13 protein-coding genes are annotated in these 16,491 nt (G+C 40.9%); 9 read left to right on the top strand and 4 right to left on the bottom strand.

Annotated elements, in window-relative coordinates; all coding sequences use genetic code 11:
* Window positions 1–40: 40 nt before the first annotated feature.
* Window positions 41–1,822 carry an arginine--tRNA ligase gene (gene argS / locus B9A18_RS19695; protein ID WP_084291259.1) on the bottom strand — a complete coding sequence of 594 codons (1,782 nt, stop codon included), beginning with the start codon at window positions 1,820–1,822 and terminating at the stop codon, window positions 41–43.
* Between the two features lie 22 nt (window positions 1,823–1,844).
* On the bottom strand, window positions 1,845–2,795 hold the full coding sequence (locus B9A18_RS19700) for an arginase (protein ID WP_084291260.1): 951 nt from the start codon (window positions 2,793–2,795) through the stop codon (window positions 1,845–1,847).
* A 102-nt stretch (window positions 2,796–2,897) separates the two neighbouring features.
* On the opposite strand from B9A18_RS19700, the gene B9A18_RS19705 reads away from it, so the two are divergent.
* The 6 genes from B9A18_RS19705 to B9A18_RS19730 all read left to right on the top strand — a co-directional run bounded on the left by B9A18_RS19705 (window position 2,898) and on the right by B9A18_RS19730 (window position 13,338).
* The gene (locus B9A18_RS19705) at window positions 2,898–4,289 is read left to right on the top strand and encodes an arginine decarboxylase (protein ID WP_084291261.1); all 1,392 of its coding nucleotides are present in this window, start codon (window positions 2,898–2,900) and stop codon (window positions 4,287–4,289) included.
* Between the two features lie 222 nt (window positions 4,290–4,511).
* Window positions 4,512–5,462 carry a hypothetical protein gene (locus B9A18_RS19710; RefSeq protein WP_084291262.1) on the top strand — a complete coding sequence of 317 codons (951 nt, stop codon included), beginning with the start codon at window positions 4,512–4,514 and terminating at the stop codon, window positions 5,460–5,462.
* Between the two features lie 98 nt (window positions 5,463–5,560).
* Window positions 5,561–6,925 carry a PP2C family protein-serine/threonine phosphatase gene (locus B9A18_RS19715; protein WP_084291263.1) on the top strand — a complete coding sequence of 455 codons (1,365 nt, stop codon included), beginning with the start codon at window positions 5,561–5,563 and terminating at the stop codon, window positions 6,923–6,925.
* A 57-nt stretch (window positions 6,926–6,982) separates the two neighbouring features.
* On the top strand, window positions 6,983–10,981 hold the full coding sequence (locus tag B9A18_RS19720) for an FtsW/RodA/SpoVE family cell cycle protein (protein WP_084291264.1): 3,999 nt from the start codon (window positions 6,983–6,985) through the stop codon (window positions 10,979–10,981).
* A 5-nt stretch (window positions 10,982–10,986) separates the two neighbouring features.
* On the top strand, window positions 10,987–11,781 hold the full coding sequence (locus tag B9A18_RS19725; RefSeq protein WP_084291265.1) for an FHA domain-containing protein: 795 nt from the start codon (window positions 10,987–10,989) through the stop codon (window positions 11,779–11,781).
* A gap of 9 nt (window positions 11,782–11,790) precedes the next feature.
* Window positions 11,791–13,338, top strand: a complete 1,548-nt coding sequence (locus tag B9A18_RS19730) for a serine/threonine protein kinase (protein ID WP_084291266.1) — start codon at window positions 11,791–11,793, stop codon at window positions 13,336–13,338.
* A gap of 102 nt (window positions 13,339–13,440) precedes the next feature.
* On the opposite strand, the gene B9A18_RS19735 is transcribed toward B9A18_RS19730, so the two are convergent.
* The gene (locus B9A18_RS19735; RefSeq protein WP_084291267.1) at window positions 13,441–13,875 is read right to left on the bottom strand and encodes an Hsp20/alpha crystallin family protein; all 435 of its coding nucleotides are present in this window, start codon (window positions 13,873–13,875) and stop codon (window positions 13,441–13,443) included.
* 75 nt (window positions 13,876–13,950) lie between these two features.
* On the opposite strand from B9A18_RS19735, the gene B9A18_RS19740 reads away from it, so the two are divergent.
* A complete protein-coding gene (locus B9A18_RS19740) occupies window positions 13,951–14,439 on the top strand; it encodes an acyl-CoA thioesterase (protein WP_084291268.1) in 489 nt (162 codons plus the stop codon).
* Here B9A18_RS19740 and B9A18_RS19745 read toward each other — a convergent pair.
* Window positions 14,436–14,810 carry a dihydroneopterin aldolase gene (locus B9A18_RS19745; RefSeq protein WP_084291269.1) on the bottom strand — a complete coding sequence of 125 codons (375 nt, stop codon included), beginning with the start codon at window positions 14,808–14,810 and terminating at the stop codon, window positions 14,436–14,438. The genes B9A18_RS19740 and B9A18_RS19745 overlap by 4 nt on opposite strands.
* A gap of 99 nt (window positions 14,811–14,909) precedes the next feature.
* On the opposite strand from B9A18_RS19745, the gene B9A18_RS19750 reads away from it, so the two are divergent.
* Window positions 14,910–16,100, top strand: a complete 1,191-nt coding sequence (locus B9A18_RS19750; RefSeq protein ID WP_084291270.1) for an acyl-CoA dehydrogenase family protein — start codon at window positions 14,910–14,912, stop codon at window positions 16,098–16,100.
* A 5-nt stretch (window positions 16,101–16,105) separates the two neighbouring features.
* Window positions 16,106–16,486 carry an SRPBCC domain-containing protein gene (locus B9A18_RS19755; RefSeq protein WP_084291271.1) on the top strand — a complete coding sequence of 127 codons (381 nt, stop codon included), beginning with the start codon at window positions 16,106–16,108 and terminating at the stop codon, window positions 16,484–16,486.
* The last annotated feature ends 5 nt before the right edge of the window (window positions 16,487–16,491 follow it).

The following is a 16,491-nucleotide window of genomic DNA, read 5'->3' on the forward strand; positions in this document are numbered from 1 at the left end:
TTCTCTTTTGTTTTTTACACTATGTGTACAAACACAGATATTACATACGCTCCGGAACCGCAATTCCTAAAATGCGCATCCCATCTTTCAATATATTAGCCGTTACAAAGCTTAGATTCAAACGATGGTTTTTAACTGCATCGTTCTCTTCCTTAATAATTGGTGGCGTTTCATGATAAAACTTATTAAACATCTTAGCAACCTCATACAGATAGTTAGCTAAAATAGCCGGACTATGCGTTCTGGCAGCCGTTTGTATCTCTGATGGATACTTAGCCTGCAGCATGATCATTTCGAGTTCTGTAGGTGTAATCGCCGCATCAGCAATACCAGCATAAGCAAAGTCATAACCGGCTTTCTGCAACAACGATTTAATCCTTGCGTGCGTATACTGTATAAACGGACCTGTATTTCCCTGGAAATCTATCGATTCTGCAGGATCAAATAGCAAACGCTTTTTCGGTTCTACCTTCAGCAGGAAGTATTTCAAAGCACCCATACCGATGTTATAGTATAAGCTCTTTTTTTCTGCCTCATCAAAATCGTTCACTTTACCCAACACTTCAGTCTTAGCTCTTGCTGTCTCTATCATCTCTGCAACCAGATCATCCGCATCAACAACTGTACCCTCACGAGATTTCATTTTACCGCTTGGTAAATCAACCATACCGTAAGACAAGTGATGTAGGCCATTAGCCCAGCTTTTGCCTAGTTTCTCTAAAATCAGGAACAATACCTTAAAGTGATAATCCTGTTCGTTACCTACCACATAGATAGATTCGTCCATCTTGAAATCATCATACTTCATCTGGGCGGTACCCAAATCCTGAGTGATGTATACTGAAGTACCATCAGCACGCAAAACAAGCTTCTGATCTAAGCCATCAGTAGTAAGATCGATCCATACCGAACCATCAGGTTTTTTAAAGAAAACGCCTTTAGCCAATCCTTCATCAACCGTATCCTTACCCAATAAATAGGTATTGCTCTCGTAATAATATTTATCAAAATCAACGCCCAGGTTTTTATACGAAACGGCAAAACCGTCATATACCCATCCGTTCATTTTCTTCCAAAGCTCAATCACTTCCGGAACTCCGGCTTCCCAGTCCTGAAGCATTTTTTGCGCTTCCTTAATTAAAGGCGCATTCTTCTTCGCTTCATCTTCCGTTTGTCCTTCCAGCTTTAAAGCCTCAATTTCTTTCTTGTACTCCTTATCGAAAATAACGTAATACTTACCCACAAGGTGATCACCTTTCATCAACGCGCTTTCAGGCGTTTCGCCATTACCCCATTTCTGCCAGGCTAGCATTGATTTACAAATGTGAATACCTCTGTCATTTACCAGATTCACCTTAGTCACTTCATAACCACTGGCTTTAAGCAATTCTGCAACAGAATAACCCAATAAGTTATTTCTTACGTGACCTAAGTGCAAAGGCTTGTTGGTGTTTGGCGAAGAATACTCAACCATTACCTTTTTACCATTCGGTTTAAAGGTTCCAAATTCTGGATTCAACAAAGCTGTGTTAAACAGATTTACCCAGTATGAATCTGCAATGCTCAGGTTTAAAAAGCCTTTTACTACGTTAAATGCAGTAACCTCTTCGATATGTTTTACTAAATATTCGCCCAGATCAGTAGCTGTTGCTTCCGGTGATTTCTTAGAGAAGCGCACTACAGGAAATACCACTATGGTAATTTGTCCTTCAAATTCAGTCCTGGTATCTTGTAAGTTCACTTGGTTCTCAGGCAATTCCTGACTATATAATTCTTTTACAGCTGCAATTGTTGCAGCTACTATATGTTGTTCGATGTTCATATGCTAATAATCCACAAATCTACTATTCGTTTCTGAAAGCGTTAGTCGCTTTAATTAAAATTTCAAATGCATGCTCTGCCATTTGATTCTCCCGGTCTAATGTTGGGTTTACTTCGACGATTTCAAAGCAGCAAACCTTCTGATTGGTAATCAATCCCGACATTAACTTACCGGCTTCTCTTTCCGTTAAACCTTGTGCTACTGGTGTACCCGTACCTCTTGAGGCTGTAGGGTCCAATGAATCCACATCAAAGGAAACGTAAATGATATCACAGTGTTCCAGGTATTGAAGCGTTTCAATTACCGTCCGCTCTACTCCTCTTTTCCGCAATTCGGCAGTAGTAACGATTTTAACCTTATGCTTTTTAAGCAGCATTTCTTCCGGCCGCTCCATATCCCTTGCCGAGATCAATACCAAATCCTGATAATTGATCTTAGGTGCTATTTTACCCACGTTTTTAAGTTGATACCAGTAGTTGATCGTTTCCTGATCCAGCTTGTTCACTTTTGCCTCTAAATTGTCTTCATCCAAAGCCATCGCAAGCGGCATTCCGTGCATATTTCCCGACGGTGTTGTGTAAGGGGAATGTAAATCTGCATGCGCATCTATCCAAATCACCCCTAATTTCGACTTCGGATGCACCGCTTTTATGCCGGCAATGGTACCCGCAGCAGTACTGTGATCACCAGCCAATACAACCGGAAACTCGCCTTTACTAAGTGTCTCGCTCACTTGATCACTCACCCGCTCTACCATCGTAAGAATTCCTGAAATCCGCTTCGCAAAGGGGCTACCGGTACTTTCAAGCAACAAATGGTTCTCATTAGGAACCTCTACAGACTTATGCTTTTTAAAAAATCTGCTTCCAAAATCAAGGGCTGCAATCTTAATTGCATCCACTCCTAAACTTGCTCCACGTGTGCCGGCGCCGATCTCGGATTTTACTTCTATAATTTTTAAAGTCTTAGTCATAAAAAAAATACGGGTGTATTTTATAAAGTGTTTATCTTTGAGCCCAAAATTAACTTATTTTAATTTGCCAAACCTTATAAATAATAGTTCAAAAATAAAAAAATGCAGAGTTACTCCGAATTTCTTGATCTAAGTGTTGGTTTCCCTCAGGAAGGTTACAGCGTAATAGACGACGAATTATATTTTCAAGACCTCAATCTGATGGAGATGATTGAAACCTATGGTACACCATTGCGTTTCACTTACCTTCCTATGATCAGTAAGAAAATTCAGCAGGCTAAGTTATTGTTCCAAACAGCGATCATCAAGAACAACTACCGTGGCGATTATAAATACTGCTATTGCACCAAAAGTTCGCACTTCAGACATATTGTTGAAGAAGCCCTTAAAAATGGTATCCACCTCGAAACTTCTTCTGCATTTGATATGCCGATGATTGAGGCCCTGGAGAAAAAAGGTGCATTAACCAAAGACATTACCGTAATCTGTAATGGTTTTAAAACCTATCAGTACAAACAATATATCATTGATATGTTGCATGATGGCTACAAAAACATCATCCCGGTATTGGACAACAAAGAGGAGTTTAACCTTTTTGATGATGAGGTTGAAATGGATACACCTTGTAACCTGGGTATTCGTATCGCAGCAGAGGAGCAGCCAGACTCACAATTCTATACTTCCCGTTTAGGTGTCCGTATGGAAGACGTGATTGATTTTTACAATAATAAAATCTCTGCAAATCCTAACTTCAGAGTTAAATTACTGCACTTCTTTATCAACTCTGGTATTACCGACTCTCCATATTACTGGAACGAGTTAGAGAAATATGTAACCTTATACTGCAAATTCAAAAAGATCAATCCTGAATTAGATACGCTTGATATCGGTGGTGGTATGCCATTTAAAGATTCATTGGTATTTGATTTCGATTACGAGTACATGGTTAATGAGATCGTAAAACGAATCAAAGAGATCTGTGCAGAGCATGATGTAGTTGAACCGGATATCATTACCGAATTTGGTAAATATACTGTTGCTGAAGCTTCTGGTATTTTATACAAGGTATTGGGTCGTAAACAACAGAACGACAGAGAGAAATGGCTGATGCTGGATGGTTCATTCATCACCAACCTACCTGACGTTTGGGCTTTGAACCAAAAATACATCCTACTTCCTATCAATAACTGGGATGCAGAATACGAAAGAGTAAACCTTGGTGGTATTACCTGCGATGGACAGGATTACTATAACCAGGAAGCGCATATGAACAGTGTGTTTATGCCAAAAACACGTAAAGTACAATACCTTGGATTCTTCAATACCGGAGCTTACCAGGAAGTACTGAGCGGATACGGCGGTATACACCATTGCTTGTTGCCTAGTCCTAAGCATGTGATCATCAGAAGAAATAGAGATGAAACTTTCAACTTTGAAGTATTTGGTGAAGAGCAAAATAGTAAACAAGTATTGAAGATCCTGGGTTATAGCTAGGATTTGATTAGCTTATAATTTTACAGCCCTGAAAGTCTAGTATTTTCAGGGCTTTTTGTTGTGTAGTTTTGAAATATTTATTGTGTTTTCTTACAGGATAACACAGAATCTGCATAGACTTACAAACACTGCCCCCCAGCAATTGAAGAGAATAGTTATTTTTTACAAGAAATAACTAGCTTTACCGTTATATAAAAATCTACACGACAAAAACGTTTATAAATGGAAGAAAAACCTTCTTTTTGGCAGCGAATAGGTATACAAGATTGGTTTTTGAGTAACAACAATACCGATCCGGTTGCTAAAGCACAGCCTCTTACACCCGATACTGTTTATACTTACATCATTGAGAAGTTCAAAGAATCTATTGCGGAGCTTTCATTTGCCGAGCGCGTGGTTTTCTACCATGAGTTTATCATCTGCCTGAACACTGATGATTACCGTACATTTATGGACAACAGGAACGGTCTCTTCGGGTTAATTGCGCAGGAATCTGTAAAGAAGTTTTATGAAATACTGAACGACTACGCCGCTACTGGCAAAAGAGTCGAACCATCCAGCAATAAATGGGTATTCCGCTTTGTTTCACACCCCGACTATAAGGCCGGCGACAAAGGCTTTATTGGCAAATTAATGCCAGATGGTGGGCAAAAACAGGAAAATCTGAGAGTTACTTTTATACCCAGACAAACCGGCCTGGCTCAAACGTTCGACATCAGCAACGACATCCTAAAGGATTTTATATTTTACAGCGAAGGCTATTATGAAATCCCATACCTGGCCAATTTAAAATTTGCGCCGAAAAATGAAGCAGTCGTGGAAAATGTGTTATTGGCCAGATTTGAAACTACCCTACCTGATAAAGCATATTCCGGACAAAAATTAGAATACCTGATGAAGTCTAACGACATCACCGTTTCAGGTAATGAGGAAACCAGAGAAGATGCGAACATTTTCAAAATTCCATCTGAATGGGTAAACTCCCCTCACCTGCAAATCAGGTATAGCAAGACAGAAGATAAATTTTTCCTTGCCTCATTTGGAGAAAAGACAATTCTAAACGAAAATCTTGTAGAAAGAAGCAATCCTAATGATCCAAAATGGGTAGAGCTTCCTGTAAATTCAAGGATTATCCTCAACGGCATTATTGGCGTTAACATATTTAAAGCTTAACCCTATGTCGCAAATCCTCTCTATAGCCTTACTGCTTATATGTTTGATCTTACTCATCGCACACTTTGTGTCTATTAAAAATTCGACCAGCAAAAACGATGGATAGAAATTATTTTGGACTAACCGATACTGGAAAAGTACGCAGCAATAATGAAGATACCTTTATTGCCGAGAAAATATCGGGGACAGACTTTGTCCTGGCCTGCGTAATAGATGGTGTTGGTGGTTATACCGGCGGCGAAGTTGCTGCTGCCATTGCCAGAAAAACGATACTAGAACTGATGGATATGCCTGAAGGCGACATCTCGCAGTTAATGCAAACGGCCATTACCGAAGCTAACGACCAGATTCTGGCAGCCAAGCAACAGAATAAAGAACTTGAAGACATGGCTTGCGTGCTTACTATAGCGCTGGCTGATCTAAAAAACAATAAGTTCTATTATGCGCATGTGGGCGATACCAGATTATACCTGTTGCGTGACCATTCCTTAATTAAAATATCTAAGGACCAGTCCTTCGTTGGGTTTATGGAAGATTCCGGACGCTTGACTGAAGAACAGGCTATGCAACACCCTAAACGAAACGAGATCAATAAGGCACTCGGTTTTGCTGGAAATATCGGTGTGCAGGACGATTATATTGAAACCGGACACTCTCCTTTTCTGCCTGGCGATCTGATCTTGCTTTGTAGCGATGGTTTATCGGATATGGTGAACAAAGAAGGCATCATGAACGTGCTGCTAAAAGACCTTACACTAGAACAAAAAAGTACTGAGTTAATTGATGTCGCTAATGCAAATGGTGGCCGCGATAACATTACCGTGGTATTGGTTAAAAATGATAAAGCTGCTTTTGTACATGAAGCGACTAAACCCATCTCTCAACTGAAGAAAAAGAAGACAGTAACAATTGTTCCGGCAACTTCCCATCCTATAGAAGAAAAGGCAGCGCTAAAAACTGATTTAGTTACAATTAAGGAACAATCGCCAAAGCGAAGCAATAAATTAAATCCGCTACTATTTTTTATTGGCTTTTTAATACTGGCAGCGATAGTCTATTTTTTCTGGAAACAGTCGAACACAAATGCCACAACTGAAGGAAACCAAATTACCGACTCTACTGCAAACGCCAAAAACTCCCAGGCCTTTAAACTTCAAGATACGCTGAACAAGCTAAAAGGAAATATACTGATACTGGATACCGCAATTTTTAAATCGCCAATACTGATTTCTGAACCTATAAAAATCCACAGAGATAGTCTGTATCTGAAGGCCGAAAACAACTTGGTCATTAAAAGCGATACCGGCTATAAGGGCCCCGCATTTCTAATCGCACCGACCAATAAAAGTACCCTATTGGAAAACTTTACTTTAGAGAATTTTGATGATGTAAGTTCACTACAGAAAAAAGGTGTCCTGCTGAAGAATGTACAATTCATTAAAACTGATCCTCAAATAAAATAAAACACCAAATAACTACAAATCAAATCATAACATAAATCATCTAAATTAATCATTAATATGGCCAAACAAACATTAACTACCCAAAACAGAAAGGTTGAGCGTATTTTTTTACTGCTCATTACCCTTGTATTGGGTGCTTTATTTGTTACGCTTTATTACACCCAGCAGCAAAATTTTACTGATGTAAACCCGCGTTTGACGGAGGGTACAATGGTAAACATAAATGATGCTGATCCAGGTAAAAGGATTAAGAAATTACTCACTAAAGGATATTACTTCGAAGATAAAAAAGACATCGACCTGATTGAAGATGTAGTTACAGATCAGTTTTCAATAAGCAAAGAACCTATAGACAATATCGGAGAACTGAATAAACGCAGATTCTTTGTCCCTGCTGATATCGCTTTCGCTGATGGCGGGAAGAATTTCAAAGAACGGGTTATAGCTTCACGTCTATTGCTCGGTTTTACCGGAACGGATTCTTTAAAATACAAGCAGGAACAAAAGAAGCCTCAGCAATTGCCCTCAGTCAAAGATTTTGCGCAAGGCAGTTATGGCATAAGTGGAAAGATTACTGACACCGCTAAAAAAGCAGTTGCAGGGGTTTTGGTGCGCTTACAAATGATCTTGCCGCAGGACACCGCTTATACCGAGGAGGAGGTGGTGAACGACTTCATCGCCTATGTACGCACGGATGCAAATGGGGAATATCATTTCCAACACTTGCCTGATAATAAAGCTTATGGAGTGCTCCCCTTAAAGCCAGGCTTTCAATACGGAAAGTCGCAGGGACTTCAGGAGCTTGATAAAGATGCCTCCCTTAACTTCAGGCAATCGCCACATAGCATTAAACTCTTTTCAACGCGTGATTTCAAGATCCTTAAAAAGGAAAAATCATTGATTGTACGTACCCCCGAAAGCTACAACCAGTGGTACTGGATCATTGTAGCTTGCTTCTTTGCCGGCTTCTTCTTACTTCATTTTCTATTACAGGCCAGGTATCCACAGGCAGATCAATTGATATTGCCCATTATCATCATGATGACGGGACTTTCTTTCCTTACGCTATTAAGTTTGCAAGATCCACTACGCGATCGCTTCCTGGCCAGAGATAGCCTTGTGTTTTATGGATTAGGAGTTTTGAGCATTGGAATTATGCTTTCGCTAAACATGCGCAAGTTCAATGTCGACTCCCGCTTATATCGCATGCTTCTGGTAAGAAACGCATTCAGCAAAGCCAAAGGATGGCAATGGGCCATAGTGGCACTTTGCTTATTGGCCTTAACCATAGTATTTGGTACCGGTCCTGAAGGTAGCGGTGTAAAAGTGAACCTTTTCGGTGTCCAGCCCAGCGAAATTGTAAAATACGGCATCATCCTTTTTCTGGCCGGATTTTTCGCTTCAAACGAACGGTTCATTACCGAATACAGCAGCTGGCAAAAACGTTGGTTCTTCTTCTCTTTCGCCTTAATTGCCATTCTGGTTGCCATACTCATGTATTTGCTATTAGGCGACCTGGGCCCGGCAATGGTGGTTTGCTTTACCTTCATCATCCTCTTCTCTTTTTCAAGGGGCGATTTTATGATGATGCTTACTGCAATCATTATCTACGTTTTTAGTGCCTGGTTCCTCAATGTATGGATTGCCACTTTAGTTACCGCTGCATTGGTGTCGTTGATCATGGTCATCAATAAAAAGACGAGTGAATCGGCTATAATGATCATTGTAGTAATGGCTGCCTTTCTGTTGATCGATCAGGTTCCTTATTTGGATAAACTAATTCCAGGTCCTGTAAACAGACTTAGCGAGCGTAAGTCGATATGGCAGGATCCATGGAACAATGAAGTATATGGCGGTGATCAGGTAGCTAATGGTATCTGGGCTATTTCAAGTGGTGGCATTAGCGGTCAGGGTGTTGGCCAGGGCTTTGCCAAGACCATCCCCGAAGCACATACCGACATGATCTTACCGGCTATCGGTGAAGAATTTGGTTGGGCAGGCATTATCGGTATATTTATCCTGTTCCTGATATTCTTACACCGGGCTATTCTCATTGGGCGGCAAACGGGTATGCCCTTCTTGTTCTATTTATGTGCTGGTGTGGGTATCAGCTTATTTATACAGTTCCTGCTCATTGCCGGGGGCTCTACAGGCGCATTGCCTTTATCGGGTGTAGCACTTCCATTTATCAGTTACGGAGGTTCGTCGTTGGTAGCCAATATGCTGGCAGCCGGCTTTCTACTTTCAGTCTCACAGGTAAAGGGCACAGATGTACAAATGGCTTACATCACCAGGCAGCAGGATAAAAACCTTGTACCGGCCTTGCTTGCAGCCAGTATAGCTATACTATTACTTACGATAACTGTATCTAACTACATCACTCACAATAAAAAATGGGTAGTTCAACCTGCATTGGTGGCCGACAGAAGTGGCGCACGTATGTTCAGTTACAATCCGCGTATTGCCATCTTAATGAACAAACTGGCGGCTGGGGATTTGTACGACAGAAATGGTCGCATCCTGGCAACCAGTAAACCGGAACACATCAAAAAACAAGCCCATCAACTAAGTTCCGCAGGTGTCAGTTATAACCTCGACTCAGCAGAACATAAGCGTGTGGACAGGTATTATCCTTTTGAAGAGCAAACATTCTTTTGGATTGGCGACAACAATACGGGCGTTTTTAACGGCAGTACGAATGGTTATTTTGCAGAATACGAACATGCAGCAGAACTGAGAGGCTTTCAAACGCCCACGGTATCTTTTAATACCCATGCCAACAAATACCGCGAAAACAGGTTCTTGCCAAGAGGTGTAAAAGAAATGACCGTAAGCAAAAGAGATTATGCAGCACTCGCTCCTCTTCTGCTGGCGGGTATTAACAGCAATGACGTTGAGACATTTAAGAAGCGCAACAGAGATGTGAAGCTAACCATTGATGCTGCCTTACAGACCACCATTCAAAATACCATGGCTCAGGATACAGCCATAAGAAACAGCCGTGTATCTGTCGTTATTATGGAAGATGCTACAGGCGATGTGCTGACTTCGGCGGTTTACCCTCTGCCACCTGTTAAAAACTGGGATCTTTTAAATATGACCACCACAGAGCAGAATAAGCTGGCCGGATGGTATACCACTGCCGACCTGGGCTTTACTACTGCTACGCCACCAGGGTCGACTGCAAAAGTACTTACGACTATGGCCGCATTTAATAAACTGGGGCCTGATGCAGCTAAGAAAACCTTTACAGTAAACATGGCTGAGCGGATCCGGACCAAAGGTATTGAGCCCGATGAAACCGGACGCATCACCCTGGAAAGTGCAATTGTAAAATCAAACAACGTTTACTTCATCAAAATAGCGAATGAAGCACATTTGCAGGATGAAATGGCAACCTTATACTTAAAAACCGGTATGTTTTTACATGGTGTAGGTGGGTATTATTATGGCAGAGACACCAGTAATATTAAGCAGGAGACCAAATGGAGAGCGCTTTGGGAGAAAACAGAATTCAATACAAAACCTAAATACGATCCTGCGCGTATCCGTAGAACACGAGCAAAAGGTATTTCCGGAATGGCCTGGGGACAAGGTGAGCTGATCGCTACACCTGCTGCTATTGCCCGATTGGTTTCAGGTGTAGCCAACAAAGGCAAACTGGTGGCCAACCGCTATGTGTTAAAGATCAGTGATTCGGCTACTTCGGTCAACCCAGCCATTAAGATTGCCAACGACCCGCAATATGCCGATCTGATTAGTAGTTATATGCTAAAGCAAAGTGCAAACAAAACCTATACACTTGGCTTAAAAGTAGCGGGTAAAACAGGTACGCCTGAAAGGATCTGGAAAGATGGAAAAATAAACGATGGCTGGTACACCTTCTTTGCTCCAAAGGCAAACGGTAAAGGACATATTGTGGTCTGTATCAGGATAGAATCTACCAGAGGGTCCAGTAAAGCTGTACGTCTTGCAGGTCAGCATGTGGTACCAGCATTGCTCAAACTGGGCTACCTAAAAAAAGAACAAAAAGAAACCAAGCAAATTTTAAACTAGACTATATGTTTAATCTATTTAACAAACGCAAAGAAGAGCCACCACAGGATGTAAAAACTGTACGTGAGTTATTACTTACCGCCATAAAACAGGAATTACAAAAGCTTGAGGGTGGTGAGGGAAAACAAATTAAAGGCCTTGCTTTGCTTATAGCCTGTTTACCTGCAGAGCAGTACATGTATGAATCGGCTGTTTATTTTGAGGATGAAGCACGATTTAAAAATGAAATCCAACGCATAATTGATGATTTTGCCATAGATTTACCTGAAAATTGGACTATGCAGATCAATTTTGTTGATGAACTGCCTGCAGACGCAATAAAATTATCCAGGATAAACGCGGCGCTTTACATCAAAACGCCCGAACATGTAGTGGTTACGAAGTCAAAGACAGCCTATATCCGTACGTTGAATGGAGAATCGGAGAAAAAGGAATATAAGATTACTGCTTCAGATGGCAAGATCAACATCGGCAGAGAGCATAAAGTACAGGTAAGTGATGGCTTTTTCAGGATTAACCACATTGCTTTTCCTGATGGCAGTACAAATGAGGCTAATAAATTTATCAGCAGGCAGCATGCCCATATTGAATGGGACAGCAACACTGGAACCTTTCTTTTGTTTGCTGATGAAGGTGGCATACCGCCACGCAACAAGGTAAGAATGAGATCAGTGGGGGACCATACACCTGTAAAATTAAATGTAGCCGAACTGGGCCATGTGCTGCAGGAAGGCGATCAAATCATTTTAGGTGAACTGGCAGTTTTGGAATTTAGCTATATTGAAGTCAATAATAATTAATATTGTATAATGAGTAAAGTTTTTACGATAACAGAAGGATTAGAAAATCTGGGTGCCCTAAGTACCGGCGGCCAGGGTTCTGTATACAAGGGTAAACGCATAGGCACCATCATCACGGCTGTGAAGATTATGCCCACCCCCATACATACAGAAAGTGAGGATGATAAGAACTTCATCAAGTTTAAAAATGAGGTAGAGAAGCTAAAGAAGGTAAATGAAGTGCCGAATCCCAATGTAGTAAAAATATTGGGCTCAGGACTTACCGAGAGCGGCTCCTTCCCTTTCATTGAGATGGAATACATTGAAGGACCTGATCTGGAGAAGCTTTTAATGCCGCCTCATAATCCTATTTTCACCATTCATGAGGTAATTAAACTGGCCGAACAATTGGCTAATGCGCTTGCACATTGCCACCGCGTTGGTATCAAGCATGGCGATATAAAAAGTAACAACGTAAAATTCAATACGGAGACTGGCAATTATGTATTGCTGGATTTTGGTTTAGCGATTATGTCCGACGAGCAACGTCGCACCAGTCTGCGCCATGCCGGTGCTGTCGAGTTTATGGCACCAGAGCAGCACGATGGTGAGATGTTTTTCCAGACGGATATATACAGCTATGGTATTATCCTTTACGAGCTACTTGCCGGAACCGTACCGTTCCCACTAATCAATAAAAACGAGAGCTCACGCAACCAGGTTATGGTTTCGCACATAGAGGCTGAGGTACCTGATCTGATGGCACTACGCAAAAACCGATTGCCTGAAAGCTGGGATGCAGAGAAGCGGAAAAAAGAGACCAATGTACCGCTGTGGCTTTTAAACATCATTAAAAAATGTTTAGAAAAGAGCCCTGAAAAGAGATATACCAATGGTGTTGCTTTGCAGGATGCCATTATACATAGAGGTGGGGATGCAGTAGCGCCTGTTGCCGAAGCGGTGGCCAAACCTGCTCCATTATTTCAAAAAGAAGCAGCTAGTGTACCTCCAAAAACAGATCAGATTATGATATCGAGACCTGTTTTTGCAATAATGATATTATCTATAGTTATTTTGGGAATGCTTTCCGCATATGGCCTGTTCATGAATACAGATCAAAAGCTTAATAAGGAAGCTATAGCTGATTCCAGCAATACAGCGGCAGTGGACACCAGTAGCATTCAAACACATTACGAGCCCGATACAACTGCAAAAATCCAACCGGTAGCCATTGATACGGCCGCTCAGCAGGCTGAAATTGATAGTCTTAAAAAGGAATATGATATACAGATAGCCGCATCTGCAAAACGTGCGGAAGCTGAAGCTAAGGCAAAGGAAAATACTGCTGTAATTGTTAGTGAAGGTAAGAAGTATCAACTACCGAAAGGAACTGTTTACTTTTATGAAGCTGCAAATGGTACTTCGCAAAGAAACGGTGTACTGGGTCTATGGAACAATGCCAAGTTTAATGTAATTGAGGAGGACAACGGCTTTATTTATGTAATACATACCAATAAAGACGGACAGGTTACTAAAGGCTGGTTAAATAAAAACGACCTTAAAGAAGTGAAGGAATAAGGGGCGCCAAACGGAGAACAGGACTATTGAAATAATTCCAATCAAAAAAAATAAGGGCAGTCTTACGACATGCCCTTATCAACCTTAACCAAATAAACCAAATTATGAAACTTTTATTTCCTTTGTAGCTGATTTCGACTCATCTTTTTTACCAATCGTAATGTTTAAGATGCCGTTCACATATTCAGCAGTAATTTTATCTCCATCTACACTTTCAGGCAGTGCAAACGACCTTGCGAAAGAGTAGTAGTCAAATTCTTTTCTTGTATAATCTTTTTTCTCTTCAATTTCGGTCGTTTTTTTCTCGGCCCAAACTGATAGCGTATCTTTTTTCAGGTTAATCTGAAAATCTTCTTTAGTTAACCCCGGCGCAGCTAATTCAATTTTGTAATCGGTCTCTGACTCCAGAATATTTACACCCGGTATTTTGTTAATGGTTAAATTCTTATTTAATGCTTCGCTAAACAATGAATCGAAAACATTGTTAAAATAAGGCGCAGTGTTTCTGGTTCTGTTGTTAAATTTTACTAGTGTCATTGCTATTTTCTCCTATTTTTAAGTTTACTATTTATATTAACCCTATATTCAACTCTCATACCAACCCCTTTACCTATGATATTTAAGACATTTTGGCGTAAACAAATAAAAAAACAAGACAAAACGACAGAGATCATCAATAGTTTAGACAGTTTTAAGTATAAAACTGTTATAGAAACACGGTTCACGGACTTCGACATGATGGGCCATGTAAACAACGCCAAGTATTTTACCTATATGGAAATAGCAAGGTCCAAATACTGGAACCATGCGATACAATGGGACTGGAAAAAAACCGGGGTAGTTATTGCTAAAGCTTCGCTGGAATATATTTTACCGGTTTTTATAGAAGATAAAATCAGCATTTATGTGCGTACCTCGAGAATTGGTACCAGTAGTTTTGACCTGGAGTACCTGCTTGTAAAGCTGGTACATGGAAAAGAGGAAATTTGCAATAGAGGAAAAACCACCTGCGTGGCTTTTGATTATGCCAGTAAAAGCTCCTTCCCCATCCCACACCATGAAAAAGAAAGAATGATTTCCTTTGAGCAGCTGGAACGCTAAACAGCTTTATAACTTAACTGCACAAACGAATGTCCCACCTGACCCGGCATAGCCGGGTTCAATTTTCTGATCCCCACTGTTGCACTAAGCAAAAAAGGATAATGGTCAAGGCAACGGTCTATAATATGCTTTACCACCGTCTCCAGCATTTTCTGGGTTCTGGCCATCTCTTCCAATATAATGGTATTCAGAATTTCGTAATTTACGGTATGCTGCAGGTTCTCTGTATCGCCAAAACGACTAAACTCCACTACAACATCAACCAGAAAGTAGATACCGGTTAACTGTTCTTCAGGATAATAGCCATGTAAGGCAAAGCATTTAACATCTTTAAGTGCAACGGTCTGAATATATTTACGATCTTGAGCCATGTGGCGAAATTAATTTTTTATTAGGTATTAACCAGCCATACCCCGAAATTAGTACCTTTGAATGGACAGCCGATTGCTTAACCAAATATAGTTTAAACAATGAACAAATCTGCAAAAAAAGACCTTTACGAGGCCCCCGACTATTATCTATTGGATGAGTTGTTGTCTGAGGAGCACAAATTAATCCGCTCCACAACCAGAGATTGGGTTAAAAAAGAAGTAAGTCCGATTATTGAAGATTATGCCCAAAAAGCAGCGTTCCCTAAGCAACTCATTAAAGGATTAGGAGAGATCGGTGCCTTTGGTCCTACTATCCCTGTGGAATATGGCGGTGCTGGCCTGGATTATATCGCTTATGGCATAATAATGCAGGAAATTGAACGTGGAGATTCTGGTATCCGATCTACCGCCTCAGTGCAAGGCTCATTAGTGATGTATCCTATATATACTTACGGCACAGAAGCACAACGCAAGAAATATTTACCCAAACTGGCTACAGGTGAGTTAATGGGTTGTTTTGGTTTAACAGAGCCCGATCACGGATCGAACCCAAGTGGAATGGTTACCAATATTAAAGATAAGGATGATCATTACTTGCTGAACGGTGCAAAAATGTGGATCTCCAATGCTCCTTTCGCGGACATCGCCGTGGTATGGGCAAAAGATGAATCGGGCAAGATACGCGGATTGATTGTAGAGCGTGGCATGGAAGGTTTTACTACGCCTGAAACACATAACAAATGGAGCCTTAGGGCATCTGCAACTGGCGAGCTGGTATTCGACAATGTGAAGATACCTAAAGAGAATATTTTCCCGGACATTACCGGTATAAAAGGTCCACTGGGCTGTTTAAACCAGGCGCGTTACGGAATTGCCTGGGGTGCTTTGGGTGCTGCAATGGATTGCTACGATACAGCTTTACGCTATTCCAAAGAACGCATCCAATTTGACAGACCTATTGGAGGTTTTCAGTTACAGCAAAAGAAATTGGCCGAAATGATTACCGAAATCACCAAAGCACAACTGTTAGTATGGAGATTAGGTGTCCTTAAGAGTGAAAACAGAGCTACACCTGAACAAATATCAATGGCCAAAAGAAATAGCGTAGAAATTGCATTGGATATAGCCAGAAATGCCCGACAAATGCTCGGTGGCATGGGTATAACAGGCGAATATTCAATCATGCGCCACATGATGAACCTGGAATCTGTGGTAACTTACGAGGGTACACACGACATCCACTTGTTAATTACAGGGATGGATGTTACAGGAATAAATGCATTTAAATAAAATTAATGAAGACTTTTAAAAAATATTATCAGATCCCTGCTTCTCCTGAAGAAGTATATTTAGCCTTAACAAAAGCACAAAGCATTCAATTGTGGACAGGATCAGAAGTTGAGTTTACAGAAGAGCCAGATACAGAGTTTTCTTTCTGGGACGGAGATATTGTAGGTAAGAACCTGGAATTTGATCATGGCAAGAAAATCGTACAGGAATGGTACTTTGGCGAAGGAAATGAACCTTCTATTGTTACCATTAAACTGCATGAAGATAAAAGAGGAACGTCGTTGGAGTTTGTACAAACTAATATCCCTGAAGCGGATTATGATGACTTCACAGAAGGCCTGGATGAATATTACCTGGGTGGCCTACTTGATTTCTTTGAAGACTAAAATCT

Origin of the sequence: Pedobacter nyackensis, from assembly GCF_900176505.1 — a bacterium.
GTDB lineage: Bacteria > Bacteroidota > Bacteroidia > Sphingobacteriales > Sphingobacteriaceae > Pedobacter > Pedobacter nyackensis.

What these genes read in the sequence shown, in the direction of transcription:
- argS (WP_084291259.1), bottom strand. Translation starts at nt 1,822, where the DNA reads ATGAACATCGAACAACATATAGTAGCTGCAACAATTGCAGCTGTAAAA.
- B9A18_RS19700 (WP_084291260.1), bottom strand. Translation starts at nt 2,795, where the DNA reads ATGACTAAGACTTTAAAAATTATAGAAGTAAAATCCGAGATCGGCGCC.
- B9A18_RS19705 (WP_084291261.1), top strand. Translation starts at nt 2,898, where the DNA reads ATGCAGAGTTACTCCGAATTTCTTGATCTAAGTGTTGGTTTCCCTCAG.
- B9A18_RS19710 (WP_084291262.1), top strand. Translation starts at nt 4,512, where the DNA reads ATGGAAGAAAAACCTTCTTTTTGGCAGCGAATAGGTATACAAGATTGG.
- B9A18_RS19715 (WP_084291263.1), top strand. Translation starts at nt 5,561, where the DNA reads ATGGATAGAAATTATTTTGGACTAACCGATACTGGAAAAGTACGCAGC.
- B9A18_RS19720 (WP_084291264.1), top strand. Translation starts at nt 6,983, where the DNA reads ATGGCCAAACAAACATTAACTACCCAAAACAGAAAGGTTGAGCGTATT.
- B9A18_RS19725 (WP_084291265.1), top strand. Translation starts at nt 10,987, where the DNA reads ATGTTTAATCTATTTAACAAACGCAAAGAAGAGCCACCACAGGATGTA.
- B9A18_RS19730 (WP_084291266.1), top strand. Translation starts at nt 11,791, where the DNA reads ATGAGTAAAGTTTTTACGATAACAGAAGGATTAGAAAATCTGGGTGCC.
- B9A18_RS19735 (WP_084291267.1), bottom strand. Translation starts at nt 13,875, where the DNA reads ATGACACTAGTAAAATTTAACAACAGAACCAGAAACACTGCGCCTTAT.
- B9A18_RS19740 (WP_084291268.1), top strand. Translation starts at nt 13,951, where the DNA reads ATGATATTTAAGACATTTTGGCGTAAACAAATAAAAAAACAAGACAAA.
- B9A18_RS19745 (WP_084291269.1), bottom strand. Translation starts at nt 14,810, where the DNA reads ATGGCTCAAGATCGTAAATATATTCAGACCGTTGCACTTAAAGATGTT.
- B9A18_RS19750 (WP_084291270.1), top strand. Translation starts at nt 14,910, where the DNA reads ATGAACAAATCTGCAAAAAAAGACCTTTACGAGGCCCCCGACTATTAT.
- B9A18_RS19755 (WP_084291271.1), top strand. Translation starts at nt 16,106, where the DNA reads ATGAAGACTTTTAAAAAATATTATCAGATCCCTGCTTCTCCTGAAGAA.